This is a genomic window from Myxococcus eversor, from assembly GCF_010894455.1.
Classification (GTDB): domain Bacteria; phylum Myxococcota; class Myxococcia; order Myxococcales; family Myxococcaceae; genus Myxococcus; species Myxococcus eversor.
Map to the genome: position 1 here is coordinate 177,328 of NZ_JAAIXY010000014.1, position 15,511 is coordinate 192,838.

Below are 15,511 nucleotides of genomic sequence, written 5' to 3' on the forward strand. Positions count from 1 at the left end.
GGGACAGGGGCTTCGGCTCACGGCGAGGGCTCGGGCGCGCCGGCCACCGACAGCCACTCCTCGGGGATGTCGCCGCGCGGCAGCTCCAGCACGAAGGTGGAGCCAGCCCCCAGCTCGCTGGTGGCCTTCACCGTGCCGCCGAACGCCTCCACAATCTGCCGGGTGATGTAGAGCCCCAGGCCCAGGCCACCGTAGTGCCTGTCGCTCACCGCGCGCTCGAAGCGCTCGAAGATGCGCGGCAAGTCCCGCGCGGAGATGCCGATGCCGCCGTCCTCCACGGTGAGGCGCGCGGTGCGGCCGTCCGCCTCCACGCTCATGCGCACCGGCTTTCCGGCGCCGTACTTCAGCGCGTTGGAGAGCAGGTTCGTCACCACCTGCTCCAACCGCAGCCGGTCCCACCGCCCCAGCACCGGCACCGGCGCGTGCAGCTCCAGCGAGCAGTGGAGCTGCGCGGCCGACGGCGCGAAGCGGTAGAGGATTTCCGCCGCCACGCTCGCCAGGTCCATCTCCTCCAGCTCCAGCTTCAAGCGGCCGGCGGTGATGCGCGACACGTCCAGCAGGTTGTCCACCAGGCTCGTCAGCTTGCGCACCTGGCGCTGCACCACCTCCAGCGTCTCCGAGACGCGCTCGGCGGACACCGGCTTGCCGTTCAACGCCAGCAGCTCCACCTGCCGCTGGAGCAACTGCACCTTCAAGTGCAGCGGCGTCAGCGGCGTCTTCAGCTCGTGGCTGGCGATGCCGAGGAACTCGTCGCGCAGACGCACCGCCTCGCGCGCCTCGCGCAGGAGCCGCGCGTTGTCCAGGGACAGCGCGGTGCGCCGCGAGAGCTCCTCCGCCAGCCGCTCGTCCTCGTCGCCGAAGCCCGGCGCGCCATCCGTGCGGTACAGCACCAGCGCGCCGATGATGCGCCCGCGCGCCACCAGCGGCACGCCCAGGTAGCTGCTCAGCCCCAGCGAGAGCAGGAGCCGCGCGTGCTCCGCGTCCCGCGCGAGGGCCACCTGGTGCTCCTCCGACAGCTCCGCCGTCCGCTCCGTGCGGCCCGTGAGGAACAGGGCGGGCAGCCCCCGAGGGTCCAGCGAGTCCGGCGGATACCGGCACAGCATCTCCACCAGCGACACGTGCCGCTCCGGCTCCGCGTGCACCGCGGCCACGGCGCGCACCGACTCGCCGGACGAGCCCAGGAAGAGCACTCCGGCGTCCGCCAGCGTGGGCACCAGCAGCCGCAGCAGCGGCTCCATCTGCGCCTCGGTCTCCAGCTCGGCGCCCAGCAGCGCTCCCGCCTCCGCCAGCAGCTTCGCGCCTCGCGCCGCGTCCAGGCGAGGCAGCAGCTCCTCCCGCGCACGCAGCAGCACCCCCGACGGCTTCAAGCTCCCGTCCGGGGACACCGGGAACACGCTGCCTCGCAGCACCACCACGGTTCCGTCCGGTCGGCGAAGACCCCAGCGCTCCTCGCGGACCGGCTCCCCCATGAGCGCACGCGTCAGTGGAGAAACTTCCAGTGGCACGGACATATTGTCGGCGCGCACCCAGTCACACCCAGGCAGTCCGCCTCGCTCCAGGCGCTCCGGCATGGGGATGCGGAACTGGCGTCCCGCCTCTGAATTGAAGACGAGGACGGTGCCCATGGCATCCATCAGGACGAGCGCTTCGCCCGTCTGCTCGACGAGCAGGCGCAGGGCGGCATCGCTCAGCCGGGCTTCCGCCCGTTCCGCGAGCACCTGATGAATCTTCGAAAGCGGGGCGCGGCCAGAGGACATGAGTTCAGGGAATTTCCGCTCGTGGCATGGTGGCATTCCGACCCGCCCGAAGGAAGACAACTCCCTGCCCTCGCTCAACACCTGAGAGGGCGCGGTCTGAATCCCAACCTTCCTGGGGTCAGGCCAGCCCCCTTGCCTGTCCTGCAGGAAATCCTGAATCGTTGGATAGTTGTACATCGCCCGAACTCCTCGTTCGGACGACGCGTCCACTTCCTCGAGCCTCAACATGCAGACGCCGCCCGCCAGGCCTGATTGGACTCCCCACGAGCGCCGGTATCGGCTCGTCATCGACAGCCTGAAGGAGGTCGTCTTCCAGACGAACGCGGAAGGTGCGTGGACGTTCCTCAACCCGGCGTGGTCGGAAATCACGGGCCACCCGGTGGAGGACTCGCTGGGCAGGCACTTCTCGGAGTTCGTCTACGAGGAGGACCAGCGGCGCAGCCTGGAGGGGTTGCGCAAGCTGGTGACGAAGGAGCTGGAGTACGTGCGCACGGAGGTACGCTACGTGAATCGCGGCGGCGGCTTCCGGTGGGTGGAGGTCTACGGGCGGCTGATGATGGGCGAGGACGGGGCGGTGCTGGGCACGTCCGGGACGCTCAACGACATCACCGAGCGCAAGGCGTCCGACGGCGCGCTGGCGCGGCGTGAGCGCTACCTCACCGCGCTGGTGGAGGTGCAGCAGCGGCTGCTCGCGGTGCGCGACGGCGGAGACCTGTACGGGCCGGTGCTGGAGCCGCTGGGCCAGTCCTCGGGCGCCAGCCGCGTGTACGTCTTCGAGCTGCACCCCAGCCCCGATGGCAACCACCTCTGCAGCCAGCGCGCGGAGTGGTGCGCGCCGGGCGTGGGCGCCGAGATAGACAATCCGCAACTGCAGAACCTCCCGATGATGCCGGACCTGGAGCGGTGGCTGAAGACGCTGTCGCGCGGCGACGTCATCGAGGGCCTGGTGGAGACGTTTCCCCCCGTGGAGCGCGAGCTGTTGGAGCCGCAGGGCATCCTCTCCATCCTCGTCCTGCCGCTGCGCGTGCAGGGCGTGCTGACGGGCTTCGTGGGCTTCGACAACTGCGCGGAGGCGCGGCGGTGGGACCGGCTGGAGGTGGACCTGTTGTCCGCGGCGGCGGGCGCCGTCTCCGTGGCGCTGGAGCGGCGGGAGTCGGAGCGCGCGCTGCGCGAACGGGAGCGGCGGTTCCGACAGCTCGCGGAGAACGCGTCCGACGTGCTGTACCTGTACCGCTGCGAGGCGCCGCGAGGCTTCGTCTACGTCAGCCGGGTGGCGCACGCGAAGCTGGGCTACGGGCCGGTGGCGCACTACGGCGACGCGGACCTGTGGTACCGGCGCGTGCACCCGGAGGACCGCGACGCGCTGGAGCGACTGCTGGAGGCCCCGCGCGCGTCGGCCGGCGCGCCGGTGACGGTGCGCTACCTGCATCCGGATGGGCGCACGCTGTGGCTGGAGCACGTCGTCGTGCCGGTGACGGACGCGATGGGGCGCATGGTGGCGGTGGAGGGCCTGGCGCGCGACATCACCGAGCGACGTCAGGCCGAGGAGGCGCTGCGCCTGTCCGAGGCCAGCTTCCGCGCGCTCCTGGAGGGCGTGCCGGACGCGGCGGCGATTGAGCGGGACGGGCACATCGTCTACGCGAACGCGGCGCTGGTGGGCACGCTGGGCTTCGAGCGCGCGGAGCAGTTGGTGGGCCGCCAGTTGTCGGAGTTCGTGAAGGACATGCGCGGCACGGAGGCGGTGAGGGCGGGCGCGCTCACCGGCGAGCGGCGGCTGGTGCGGCGCGACGGACGCACGCGCGTGGCGGAGGTCGTCTCACTGCCCCTGCGCTTCGACGGACAGCCCGCCGTCGTCTCCATCGCCCGGGACGTGACGGAGCAGCGGCAGCTCCAGGCGCGGCTGACGCTGGCGGACCGGTTGGCCTCGGTGGGCACGCTGGCGGCGGGCATCGCTCACGAAATCAACAACCCGCTGGCCTTCGTGCTGTCCAACCTGAGCTTCCTGTCGGACGAGTTCCGCCGCAACCTGCCCCCCGGCGACGGCGCGACGGCGCTCCAGGCCCGGCTGCGCGGCGAGCCGGATTTGGGCGAGTGGCTGGAGGTGCTGCACGAGGCCTGCGAGGGCGCGGAGCGGGTGCGGCAGATTGTCCGTCAGCTCAAGACGTTCTCCCGGCCCGACGAGGAGAACGTGTCGCCGCTGGACGTGCACGGGGTGCTGGAGTCGGTGGCGATGATGGCGGCGAACGAGATTCGCCACCGCGCGCAGCTCCGGCGGAACTACGGCGACATCCCCCCGGTGATGGCGAACGAGGGGAAGCTGAGCCAGGTGTTCCTGAACCTCGTGGTGAACGCGGCGCAGGCGATTCCGGAGGGCTCCGCGCACCGGCATGAAATCCGGCTGGCGACGCGACGGGACGGGCGCTCGCGGGTGGTGGTGGAGGTGCAGGACACGGGCGTGGGGATCCAGAAAGAGGTCATCGACCGCATCTTCGACCCGTTCTTCACCACGAAGCCGGTGGGCGTGGGCACGGGCCTGGGCCTGTCCATCTGTCACAGCATCATCCACGGGCTGGGCGGTGACATCACCGTGGAGAGCGAGCCCGGCAAGGGCACCATCTTCCGCGTCAGCCTGCCCACCATGGAGCAGGACACGCGCGCTGCCGCGGCGGCGCTCGACGTGACGCCCCGGCCCCTCATCCAACCCCGAGGCCGCGTGCTGGTGGTGGACGACGAGCCCGCGGTGGGGCGCGTGTTGCAGCGCATCCTCCGGGGCCACGAGGTGGAGGTGGCGTGCAGCGGGCGACAGGCGCTGGAGTTGCTGGAGCAGGGCATGGAGCCAGACGCGGTGCTGTGCGACGTGATGATGCCGGACCTGACGGGCCGCGACGTCTACGAGTCCGTGCGGCGCGAGCACGCGGGCCTGGAGGGCCGCTTCGTCTTCGTGTCGGGCGGGGCCTTCACCACCGGCGCGCGCGAGTTCCTCGCGAGCATTCCCAACATCCTGCTGGAGAAGCCCTTCGACGAGGGGCGCGTGAGGCGCGTGGTGGAAGACCTGGTCCGCTTGCGGCGTCCCACCGCGGAGGCGTGAGGACACATGTGGAATGACGTGGAGCTGAGGGACCTTCCAGCCTGCGCGGCGCGGCTGCTGGAGGAGGTGCGCCAGGCGGACGGGTTCGCCCTCGTCCGCGAGCAGGTGGCCGAGGCCGAGGCGATTGACGAAGGGCTCGTCGCCGAGATGACGGCCGGGCTGGTGAAGAGCTTCGGGATGTACCGCCAGCCTCGCTACCTGCGTCCGGAGGCATATGCCTGGGAGGAGCGGGACGGCGTGCGCACGGCGCGCATCCGGCCGCTGTCCGCCCTGCTCCTCTACTGGGCGGGCGGGGACGTGAGCCCCTACGTGCCGCAGATGGTGTGGGGAGAGGGGCTCGTCGACTGCTCCTACGAGGAGACGGAGACGGAGAACGTGCTGGAGTTCGGCGCGACGAACTTCGACTCCTCTGGCGGCTTCGACCTGGGCTCGCTCGGAGCGACGCTGGTGGAGCTGGCCGAGGACGAAGCGCTTCGCGAGCTGGAGGTGTTCGAACCGCTCCAGAAGCTGCTGCTGGTGCGCACCCTCCAATGCGCGCACGCGGCCGTGCTCCAGGCCGTGAAGTCAGACGCCTTCCGCGAGCTGCCTCGCGCGGAGTCGTTCCGCTTCTTCGCCACGCCGGGACACGACGAGCCGAACTTCCTGCTGCTGCGACTCGAGCCCTGAGCGGGGCCTACTTCACGCCGTCCAGCGGCAGGGGTCCGCTGTCCAATATCTGCTGGCGCGTCAGGACCTGGCCGTACTCGGCCGTGCGGTACGTGAGGCCCGCCGACTCTGGCGCTCCGTGCAGGCGCAGGTCGGCCGCATCCGGCACGTAGCCCACGCGCAGGCGCAGCTCGCGCACGGTGGACAGCTCGCGCGTCACCTCGGGGCCCGTGGGATAGGGCATCGACGTGCGCAGCGGCAGGGGCACGAGCAGGCGACGGGACGCGGTGGCGCCCGGCTCCACGCGGCTCAGGGCGGGGACCTCGGGGGCCTCCACGTCCAGGTTCTCCGGCACGGGCACGAGCTGACGCAGCAGCACCGCGTCGTCGCCGGAGAAGTCCACATAGGCGCGCTCGGGGGCGAGGCCCACGTAGCCCGTGGGGCCCCACTCCGGCAGCCCGTCCACCAGCAGCACCGCGTGGGACGTGGCGTTGCGCACCGCGTACGCGACGGCGAGCCCCTCGGGCCCGCTCGTCACCGACTCCACCTTCAGCTCCACGTCCGCCTGGGCCACGCGTCCTCCCGGATGCGCGGGCTGATTCGAAGCCCGCGTGCAGCCCACGAATATCACCAGCGCCATGCAGCAGGCGCCAGCTTGGAGCAGGGCTCTCATGCGCGACAGAGCTTAGTAGCGCGGCCGGGTGGGCAGGTTCAGGTCGTCGCGGAGGACGTTCTCACCGGGGCGGCCGCCCTGCACGACGTCCGGCGTGGCCGGGTTCTGGTCCAGGTCGATGGGCAGGCCCACCGCGGACGTCTCGCGGTTGTTGGTGCCGTTCTTCTCCCCGTTCGCCAGCGTGCCGTTGGCGTAGTCGGACGCGTGCACCAGCTCGTGGAACAGCGCCACCACGGGCGGGCGGTTCATCCACTCCTCGCCGCCCAGGGAGATGCGCGAGGTGTTGTAGTTCACCGTGCCGTCGGTGCCCTTGCCCGGCGTGCCGTCCGCCTTGAACCAGGCGTCGTCCTTGTTCGAGGCGGACGCCGAGTTGCCACCCGTCGTCTCCTTGATGGTCGTCGAGTGGCCGCTGTCGTCCAGCGTGCGCAGCAGGTCCTGACCCGACGGCAGCGAGCGCATCGCGTCCAGGTCCGACTGCACGCGCGCCTGGAACTCCGGGCTGCCCTCCACCGTCACTGAGCGGCCCCGCTTCTCCGCGTCCTTCATGTCGACGATGGTCCGCGTATCCCCAGCGACGTCGTCGGTCTTCTCGTCCGCCTCGACGTAGAGCTTGTCGTCGCCGCCGTTGCCGCTGACGGTGTCCTTGCCCGCGCCACCCGCCACCGCGTCGTTGCCCTCGCCACCGCTCAGCGAGTCGTCGCCCCGGCCGCCGATGACCTGGTCGTCACCCGCGCCGCCCGTCGCGGTGTCGTTCCCCGCGCCCGCGTCGATGTAGTCGCGGCCCTCGCCGCCGTTGAGCAGGTCATCGCCATCCAGGCCGTAGAGCACGTCACGGCCCGCGCCACCGTTCACCAGGTCGTTGCCCGCGCCGGCCTCGATGTAGTCGTCGCCGTCGTCGCCGGAGATGGAGTCGTTGCCGTTGCCACCAATGAGCGTGTCATTGCCCACGCCGCCGGTGAGCGTGTCGTGGCCCGCGCCGCCCGTCAGCTTGTCGTTGCCCGCGCCGCCATCAATCGTGAGGTCGACGGTGACGTTCGGATCCACGGTGATGGTGTCGTTGCCAGCGCCGCCCTGGATGATGGCGTTCTTGGACTGCTCGGGCGACAGCGTCACCGAGTCGGAGCCGGAGGTGATGGTCAGCCCGCCGCTCCGGTTCATCGTCACGCGGGCATCGTTGTTGCCGGCGCCCAGGTCCACCACCGTCTGGCCATTCGCGTTGGTGCTGACCTGAGGGCCCGTGCCCGCGACGGCCTGCTTGATGGCGTTGGCCGCGGCGGCCACGGCCTTGCCCACCGTGGAACCGGGGCCACTCGGAGGAGGCCGGGCGCCCTCGAAGTCACTGCCCTGTGCGGAACGGGATGCAGCAGGGCCCGTGCGCGGGGCCGCTTCGAAGCCGTCCTTCATCCGCTGGGCGACGGCCGTCTTCACCGCGTCGGGGCGCTGAGCCTGGGCGGTCTGCTTCACCGGCTCCGGCTTCGGCTCGGGCTTCACGGTGAGGGTGGGACGCGTACCGGACTTGCCAATCGTGGTCATGACGATTTCTCCCTGAAGACGAGGCACCCGGTACAGTCCCAGCGGTCAATGCCGGGGCGGACGAACGCCGACCTTCCCGATTATCGGGTTCCCCGGACAACAGTTGCGTCGTTTCTCGAAAGCCGGGAGCGGCTCAACAGCGGCTAGTAGTGCGGCCGGGTCGGCAGGTTCAGGTCGTCGCGGAGGACGTTCTCACCGGGGCGGCCACCCTGCACCACGTCCGGCGTGGCCGGGTTCTGGTCCAGGTCGATGGGCAGGCCCACCGCGGACGTCTCGAGGTTGCGCGTGCCGTCCTTCGAGCCGTTCGCCAGCGTGCCGTTGTTCAGGTCCGACGCGTGCACCAGCTCGTGGAACAGGCCGACAATCGGAGGACGGTTCATCCACTCGTCGGCGCCCAGGGAGATGCGCGAGGTGTTGTAGTTCACCGTCGCGTTCGTGCCCTTGCCCGCCGTGCCGTCCGCGTTGAAGAAGCCGTCGTTGAAGTGGGTGCCGTTCGCCGTGTTGCCGCCGGACGTCTCCGAGATGGTCGTCGTCTTGCCGCTGGCATCCAGCGAGCGCAGCAGGTCCTGGCCCGACGGCAGCGAGCGCATCGCGTCCAGGTCCGACTGCACGCGCGCCTGGAACTCCGGGCTGCCCGTCACCGACACGGAGCTGCCGCGCGTGCTCGCGTTCGTCATGTCGACGATGGTCCGCGTGTCCCCGGCCGAGTCGGCGCTCTCCTCGCCCTCCTCGACGTAGAGCTTGTCCGTCCCACCGTTGCCGTTGACCGTGTCCTTGCCCTCACCACCGGCCACCGCGTCGTTGCCCTCGCCACCGCTCAGCGAGTCGTCGCCCCGGCCACCGATGACCTGGTCATCCCCCGCGCCGCCCGTCGCCGTGTCGTTGCCCGCGCCCGCGTCGATGTAGTCGCGGCCCTCGCCGCCGTTCACCAGGTCATCTCCATCCAGGCCGTAGAGGACGTCGCGACCCGCGCCACCGTTCACCAGGTCGTTGCCAGCGCCACCCTCGACGTAGTCGTCGCCGTCGTCACCCGAGACGGAGTCGTTGCCCGCGCCACCCAGCACCGTGTCGTTGCCCGCGCCGCCGATGAGCGTGTCGTTGCCCCGGCCGCCCGTCAGCTTGTCGTTGCCCGCGCCGCCGTCCACCGTGACGTCCTGGGTGACGCTCGCATCCAGCGTAATCGTGTCGTTGCCGTCGCCGCCGTTGATGATGGCGCCCCTGGCCTGCTCCGGCGTCAGCGTCACCGAGTCCGTGCCAGACCTGACCGTCAGCGAGCCATCCTGGCCCTGCGACACCGTCGCGGTGTTGTTCCCCGTGCCCAGGTCCACCACCGTCTGACCGTTCGCGTTCGTGCTGACCTGAGGGCCCGTGGCCGCGACAGGCGGATTGGACTTGCCCGCCTGGTTCCCCACGGACTTGCCCGCCGCGCTTCCCGGACCCACCGGCGCGCCCTCACCCCGAATCTCGGAGAGCACCGGACGGGACGCCGAGCCCGTGCGCGGGGCCGCGTCGAAGCCGTCCTTCATCCGCTGCGCGACGGCCGTCTTCACGGGGTCCGCGCGCTGGGCCTGGGCGGTCTGCTTCACCGGCTCCGGCTTCGGCTCGGGCTTCACGGTGAGGGCGGGGCGCGAACCAGGCTTTCCAATCGTGGTCATTCCCGATTATCGGGGTCCCCTGGTGGGAGTTGCGTCGTTTCTCGAATCCTGGGAACGAATCGCGGGTTCGGTGGATCCACGGCGTCCCAGGGGTTCGCCCCGGCCACCGGGCACGTCGCATGGACAGACGTCTGGGTTTTCCTCCACCCACGCAACGCCTGACATCGCTCCATCGGTCATCGGGGGGACCCTCCTCCCGGTGACCGATGCGGCCCGGGGCTCTGACGGGCGACTGTGCCACTCACTTCAGCCCTCACACCCCGAGGCCACACATGAACCGCACCCTGCTGCTGCTGTCCGCCGCTGGATTGCTCGCCCTGGGCGCGCTCTCGCTGGGCAAGCCCGCCCCGCCGCCGCCTCCTCCCGTCACCGACACCAGCCACACCGTGGCCCGGCCGGATGACCAGCCCGCCACCGCCGTGCTGCCGCTGCTCGTCGCGCAGCCCTCCGACGGGGCCCTCACGCTCACCGGCAAGCTGTCCGGCACCTATGTCCAGACGGGCGACAGCGAGGCCTTCGCGTGGATGGAGCTCAAGGCCCGCCCCGTGGAGGCCCAGCACCGCGTCCCCGTGAACATGGCCCTCGTCGTGGACCGCTCTGGCTCCATGTCCGGCCAGAAGCTCGCGGACGCCAAGCGCGCCGCCACCGAGCTGGTGAACCGCCTGACGCCCGAGGACCGGCTCGCGTTGATCCACTACGGCACCGACGTGAAGGTCATCCCCAGCCGCCTCGTCACCTCCGAGGTCCGCGCGGAGCTGCTCGCCTCCATCGACGGCATCCAGGACGACGGCTCCACCAACATCAGCGGCGGACTCACCGAGGCGGCCTCCGCGCTGCGCGGCCACCTCTCCCAGTTCCGCGTCAGCCGCGCCATCCTGCTGAGCGACGGCCAGCCGACGGCGGGCCTGGTGACGGAGCCGGAGCTGTTCCAGCTCACGCGCCGCCTGCGCGACGAGGGCATCACCGTGAGCGCGCTCGGCGTGGGCGAGGACTTCCAGGCCTCCCTCATGCGCGGCATGGCCGAGCAGGGCGGCGGCTTCTCCGGCTTCCTCAACGACTCCTCCCGGCTGGCGGAGGTCTTCTCCCGCGAGCTGGACCAGGCCACCAGCACCGTCGCCCGCCGCGTGGAGCTGCGGCTCACCCTGCCCCCGTCCGTCCGCGACGTGGAGGTCATGGGCCTGCCCTCCACCCGCGAGGGCGCCGTCGTCAAGGTGCCGCTGTACGACCTGTCCGGAGAGCAGTCCGTCCGCGTCGTCGTGAAGCTGACGCTGCGAGCGAGCGCCACCTCGGAAGCCCTGCCCCTGCTCGACGCCACCGTGCACTACCTGGACGTGGCCCGGGACATGATGGCCGAGTCCACCCTGCCCCTGAAGGCCCAGGTCACCGAGGACGCCGCCCTGGTGCGCGCCCACCTGGACCGGGACGTGCGCGTGCACGCGGTGCGAGCGTTGGGAACCCAGCAGATGCGCGCCGCGGTGGAGGAGATGAAGCGCGGCAACCGCAAGGGCGCCGTGGGTCTGCTGGGCAACGCCCGGAAGCTTTTCGGCTCGTCCGCCGCCGCGCTGTCGGGGGAGCTTGCGGAGCTGGACCAGACAGAGGCAGCCTATGGGCGGGCGTCGAATGACGGTGACGTTCGCCGCGAGTCGCTGAACCTCTACAAGAAGACGATGAAGAACTTCGGCGAGAACAACGCCTATTAGTCAGGACGGTGTGCAGCCCATGGCCCTCTCCCTGCAGTTCCTCCACCGCGAGGAGTTCGAATCCCGCACCTTTCGCGCACTGGGGGGAGGAGCCTGTATGGGCATCTTCGCGGCGCTCGCGCTGCGAGTCTGGGAGCCCTTCACGCCCATCGTCCGGCTGACGCTGGAGCCGGGCTACTTCGCGGTGGTGGCCGCCGCGCTCGCCGCCGCGAAGCCCCTGAAGGGCTACGGGCTGGGCCTGCGCGCGGCGCTCGCCGTGCTGCCGGTGTTCCCCTTCCTCTTCTCCGCGCCCCACCCGCTGCCCCAGAGCCTGGCGGCCTGCATCGCCGCGGCGCTGGTGACGTGGCTGGGCAACGGCCGCGAGAGCGCGGGCACCTCCACCGCCGTCGCCGCGAGCGCCGCCGCCGCCGGCATCCTCGCCCCGGTGGGCCTGTACGTGCAGCAGGTGCTGGACGCCCGCTTCCTGGGTGACATGAACCTGGTGTCCCTGGTGGTGGGCTTCGCCTGCGTGGCCCTCTTCTGGAGCATCGGCACGCTGCCCTCGCACGTGGTGCTGCACACCGACACGGTGGAGGCCCGCGGCCTGGCGCTCGGCGACACGCTCAAGGGCGAGGCCCAGGAGCTGGCCGCGCGCGCGCTCGGGCTGTACCAGCAGTGCAAGGCGGCGGTGCTGCGCATGCCCGCGAGCACCGGGCGGCAGGAGCTGGTGGGCGTGATTGAAAAGATGGCCGCGGAGAGCTTCTCGCTCGCGGAAGCCCACTCGGCGCTCACCGCGCAGCTCGACTCCGTCGTGGCCCATGACGTGGACGCACAGGTGAAGGAATTGCGCGCGCGCGCCGCCGCCATCCAGGACACCGTGGCGCGCCGCCAACTGGAGCTGGCCGCGTCCTCACTGGGCGAGGAGCTCAATCACCTGGATGCGCTGAGCCGCAAGCGCGAGCGGCTGGTCGCCCAGCTCCACGCGCAGGTGGCGCTCTTGGAGCGCGCCCGCGTGTCCTTCATCGGCGCGCAGGGCCATGAGCTGGGTGCCAAGGGCGAGCAGGCCGCGCAGCTGGCGCGCCGGCTCAAGGGCATGGGCGACGAGTCCGCCCTTCCCCCCGCCCCGGCGGACGCGCACGAGGACACCCCGCGCCCCACCACGCCCGAGGCCACGCGCCTGCGAAGCTGAGACGCGCACCCAGGCTTCTTCAGGCGCTCGCCTTCTTCTTCCGGGCGGCGACCTTGCGCCGGGGAGCCTTGGGCTGGGCCCGAGCCCTGAAGCTGCCGGGAGGCGCGTGCAGCTCGTCGGCGATCCTCCGCTCGATGGCCTCCCGCGTGTCCCGGGCGACGACGAGCGCCGCCTCGATTTCCTCACGCACCCGCGCCGCCTGCTCCTCCGCCGACGCCCGGTACTCCGAGGTGGTCCGACGTAGGGCGAGGGTGCCTCGGTCCTCCGTCTCCACGCTCCGTGTCGCCACCGCGACTTGCCCCCGGGCCCTGCTCCCTCGCGACTTGTCTTCCCCTGCCTTTTCCGCCATGGGAGCCTCCACGCGCTGATCCCCTCGTCGAAAGTGGGACGTGGGCACCTCTCGGGGAAGTCCGCCGCTCAACTCGGCCACCACCCAGGTGGGAGGGCAGGCGTCCAGTCAGCGGGCAGGGGAGCAGCGGAGCTTCTCTTGCACCGCAGAAAAACGTAAAAGCGGGCCTGATGATTGTGGCGCAAGGGTGCCGGGCCCCTGCTACTCACAACGACGCCGCATGGGCGGGCAAGCGTCCAATCGCGAGGGATACCGTGGCGGTCAGCCAACCCTTTCTGTTTCTGAAGCACCGCAAGCACAACCTGGACCGGATGACGCTGGGAGACCTCGTCTACTCGTTCTTCACGTACTACGCCGTCGTGGCCTACATCGCCGTCGGCATCGTCAGCTTCGTCTACGCGGTGAAGTGGTTCGAGAATCCGGGGCGCATGCTGCTGGCCATGCTGGCGGCGAGCGTGGTGTTCCCGTTCGGCTGGTACCTGGTGCACAAGAACATCCTGCACAGCCGCTTCCTCTACAAGACGCCCTTCACCGCGGCGACGTGGAAGCGCATCCACTTCGACCACCACCAGGACCCCAATGACTTGCGCGTGCTCTTCGGCGCGCTGGCCAACGTGCTGCCGACGGTGGGCGGCGTGATTGCGCCCATCGGCTATCTGATTGGCGGCAGGTCGGGCGCGGCGGCGGCGCTGGGCTGGGCGATGGTGATTACGTGCTTCTATGAATTCTGCCACTGCATCCAGCACCTGAACTACACGCCGAAGCTGGGCTTCCTGAAGGAAATCAAGCGCCTGCACCTGTCTCACCACTACCACAACGAGCAGGGCAACTACGGCATCACCAACTACTTCTGGGACCGCCTCTTCGGGACCTTCTATTCGAAGGCCGGTGAGAAGCCCAAGAGCCCCACCGTCTTCAACCTGGGCTACACCGCCGAGGAGGCCAAGCGCTACCCGTGGGTGGACAAGCTCTCCAATGGCACGCGCGGTGATGACCACCCGCGCCGCTTCTGGCAGGGCAAGGAAGGCCAGGGCACGCAGCCCGAGGACGCTCCGGCCGCCCGCGGCGAGCCGTAGACGAAGCGACGGCGAGCCTTCGCACACGGCTCGCCAGAAGGCTTCACCGGAGGGCGCCGTGACGACGCCCTCCGCACGTACCGGACGCGGCTAGTACTTCACCGTGCCGTTGGGCAGCAGCTGCATCGAGTTGGACTTCTGCGTCGTCATCATCGAGCGCGCCATGTCCAGCACGAGCACCGCGCGGCCACGCACGGACAAGTCCCTCACGCGCGCCTCGAACGTCACCGGCGCCACCCGCGCGTCCAGCTCCGACGCCCGCGCGCCATTCCGGGCGAAGTCACCCAGCGCGTTGAAGTGCACGGTGATTTGGACCTTCTCCACACCGGGCGGCACGGTGAAGCGCGCGGCCAGCGGTGAATGGCCCGGCGTCGCCAGCTCCAGCATGTTGGACACCACCTGCACGGGCACGGGCTTGCCCTCGGCGGTGACCAGCACGTCGGAGACGGGCACCTTCATCGAGGTGTAGTCCGCCACGCCCTCGGCTCGCAGCCGCAGCTCGAATGACTGCGTGGAAGGCGTGCCGGGGCCCTGCCCTCCTGGAGGCGTCGGCCCGGGGCCTTCGCCGCCGGGGGGAGTCGGACCGGGGCCCTCGCCGCCAGGCGGGGGCACGGGGTCCACATCACCGGGGACGGGCGTCTCCACACCCGGGTCTTCCTCACCGGGGAACGGGGCGGGGTCATCACCGCTGCAGGCGGCGAGCGCGAGGGCGGAAGCCCCCAGGGTGGACAGCAGCAACTTCTTCATGACGTGGCTCCTCGAAAGCTTTTCAGTGAATCGATGTCTGGAAAGGGGATGTGACGGGGGGCTCACGGCAGGCAGCTGAGGCCCGTGGGAATGGTGAAGTCGATGGCGAGCGCCTGGGCGGCCTGGGGCGTCGGGGGCCCCGCGTCGAAGCCCGTCGGGAACGGCGCCGAGTCACAGGAGTTGTTGTACGTGTCCAACTGCGTGGCGAGGTTGTCGAGCGTGGTGCAGTTGACGGTGCCCAGCGCGGTCAGCACGAGCGCCAGCAGGTTGGGTGGCACGGTGACACCGCCGAACAGGCGCTGGTTGCAGGTGGCCACCAGCATCTGCCGCGAGGCCAGGAAGCGGACGCGGTCCAGTTGGCTGCGCGGCAGGCCGGTGATGGGGTACTTCGCGGGGTCCCCCCAGAGGATGCCCTCCGCGCCCGGCAACGTGGCGACGATGCCGATGCTGCCCAGCGGAATGGGGCCACCGGCCAGGCACTGTTGCACCGCGGAGATGTGGTTCTTGTAGAAGCCCAGCGTGCGCGTCGCGTTGGCACACGCGTCCGGCGGCGGCTCCACACAGGTGACGCGCGCGGTGCACAGCGAGGAGCCCAGGTCGAACCCCGCGGTGAACACGTTGTCGATGTTGTTGTCCGGCAGTCCGTCGAGGATGGACAGCGTGCGGCAGTCGTCGTAGCTGTTGATGGTCAGCGCGAAGGTGGACGTCACCGACTGGCCCACCGGAATCACCACCGGCGGCGGAGGGATGAAGGAGAAGCCCTCCAGCACCAGCAGCGGATCCGCGGCGGTCAGCATGATGGACGGCAACGTCGGGTGGACGTTGTTGACCTGGTAGCTGAAGTTCGCCGTGAACGGATACGACGTGGCCTCCACGGAGGACTGCCCGTTCACCAGCTTCGAGCACGTCAAATCATGGGCTTCCGCCACACCCGCCAACCCCACCGCGGCGGCACAGGCCGCTCCCATCCAACCGCTCAACGCCTTCATTTGTCTGTCCCGCCTTGCATCGTCTCGAGCCTGTATGGCTCACGTCGGACGGGCCTTTTTCACCTCATGTGCCACGCGGGAGACCTGTCAGGTCGCCTCCGCCGCGACGGACCCACCTCCCCCCAGGCCGA

At 70.3% G+C, this 15,511-nt stretch carries 12 protein-coding genes; 5 read left to right on the plus strand and 7 right to left on the minus strand.

The features are described from left to right. Positions 1 to 17 precede the first annotated feature (17 nt). Positions 18 to 1,757, minus strand: a complete 1,740-nt coding sequence (locus tag G4D83_RS27145; protein WP_205522719.1) for a sensor histidine kinase — start codon at positions 1,755 to 1,757, stop codon at positions 18 to 20. 226 nt (positions 1,758 to 1,983) lie between these two features. On the opposite strand from G4D83_RS27145, the gene G4D83_RS27150 reads away from it, so the two are divergent. Further along, a complete protein-coding gene (locus G4D83_RS27150; RefSeq protein WP_163867746.1) occupies positions 1,984 to 4,845 on the plus strand; it encodes a PAS domain S-box protein in 2,862 nt (953 codons plus the stop codon). Positions 4,846 to 4,851: 6 nt separating this feature from the next. After that, a complete protein-coding gene (locus G4D83_RS27155; protein ID WP_163867747.1) occupies positions 4,852 to 5,511 on the plus strand; it encodes a hypothetical protein in 660 nt (219 codons plus the stop codon). A gap of 7 nt (positions 5,512 to 5,518) precedes the next feature. Here G4D83_RS27155 and G4D83_RS27160 read toward each other — a convergent pair whose 3' ends face one another. From G4D83_RS27160 to G4D83_RS27170, 3 genes are all read right to left on the minus strand, one after another. Continuing rightward, positions 5,519 to 6,130, minus strand: coding sequence for a hypothetical protein (locus tag G4D83_RS27160; protein ID WP_240356626.1), 612 nt, complete (start codon positions 6,128 to 6,130; stop codon positions 5,519 to 5,521). A gap of 45 nt (positions 6,131 to 6,175) precedes the next feature. Beyond that, positions 6,176 to 7,696: a M91 family zinc metallopeptidase gene (locus G4D83_RS27165; RefSeq protein ID WP_163867749.1), complete on the minus strand. Its 1,521-nt coding sequence runs from the start codon at positions 7,694 to 7,696 to the stop codon at positions 6,176 to 6,178. 143 nt (positions 7,697 to 7,839) lie between these two features. Continuing rightward, on the minus strand, positions 7,840 to 9,351 hold the full coding sequence (locus G4D83_RS27170; protein ID WP_163867750.1) for a M91 family zinc metallopeptidase: 1,512 nt from the start codon (positions 9,349 to 9,351) through the stop codon (positions 7,840 to 7,842). A 272-nt stretch (positions 9,352 to 9,623) separates the two neighbouring features. On the opposite strand from G4D83_RS27170, the gene G4D83_RS27175 reads away from it, so the two are divergent. Beyond that, positions 9,624 to 11,051, plus strand: coding sequence for a vWA domain-containing protein (locus G4D83_RS27175; protein ID WP_163867751.1), 1,428 nt, complete (start codon positions 9,624 to 9,626; stop codon positions 11,049 to 11,051). A gap of 19 nt (positions 11,052 to 11,070) precedes the next feature. After that, positions 11,071 to 12,219 (plus strand): hypothetical protein, encoded by a 1,149-nt coding sequence (locus G4D83_RS27180; protein ID WP_163867752.1) that lies wholly within the window; start codon positions 11,071 to 11,073, stop codon positions 12,217 to 12,219. A gap of 19 nt (positions 12,220 to 12,238) precedes the next feature. Here the strand turns inward: G4D83_RS27180 and G4D83_RS27185 are convergent, their stop codons facing one another. Then, positions 12,239 to 12,568, minus strand: a complete 330-nt coding sequence (locus G4D83_RS27185; protein ID WP_240356628.1) for a hypothetical protein — start codon at positions 12,566 to 12,568, stop codon at positions 12,239 to 12,241. Positions 12,569 to 12,822: 254 nt separating this feature from the next. Here G4D83_RS27185 and G4D83_RS27190 point away from each other — a divergent pair, with 254 nt between their 5' ends. Beyond that, entirely contained in the window at positions 12,823 to 13,644 is an 822-nt protein-coding gene (locus G4D83_RS27190; RefSeq protein WP_163867753.1) for a sterol desaturase family protein, read from the plus strand. 90 nt (positions 13,645 to 13,734) lie between these two features. Here the strand turns inward: G4D83_RS27190 and G4D83_RS27195 are convergent, their stop codons facing one another. Both G4D83_RS27195 and G4D83_RS27200 read right to left on the minus strand, forming a co-directional pair. Continuing rightward, complete coding sequence (locus G4D83_RS27195; RefSeq protein WP_163867754.1) at positions 13,735 to 14,391, minus strand: hypothetical protein; 657 nt, start codon at positions 14,389 to 14,391, stop codon at positions 13,735 to 13,737. Between the two features lie 62 nt (positions 14,392 to 14,453). Then, positions 14,454 to 15,380: a hypothetical protein gene (locus G4D83_RS27200; RefSeq protein ID WP_163867755.1), complete on the minus strand. Its 927-nt coding sequence runs from the start codon at positions 15,378 to 15,380 to the stop codon at positions 14,454 to 14,456. Positions 15,381 to 15,511: the final 131 nt, after the last annotated feature.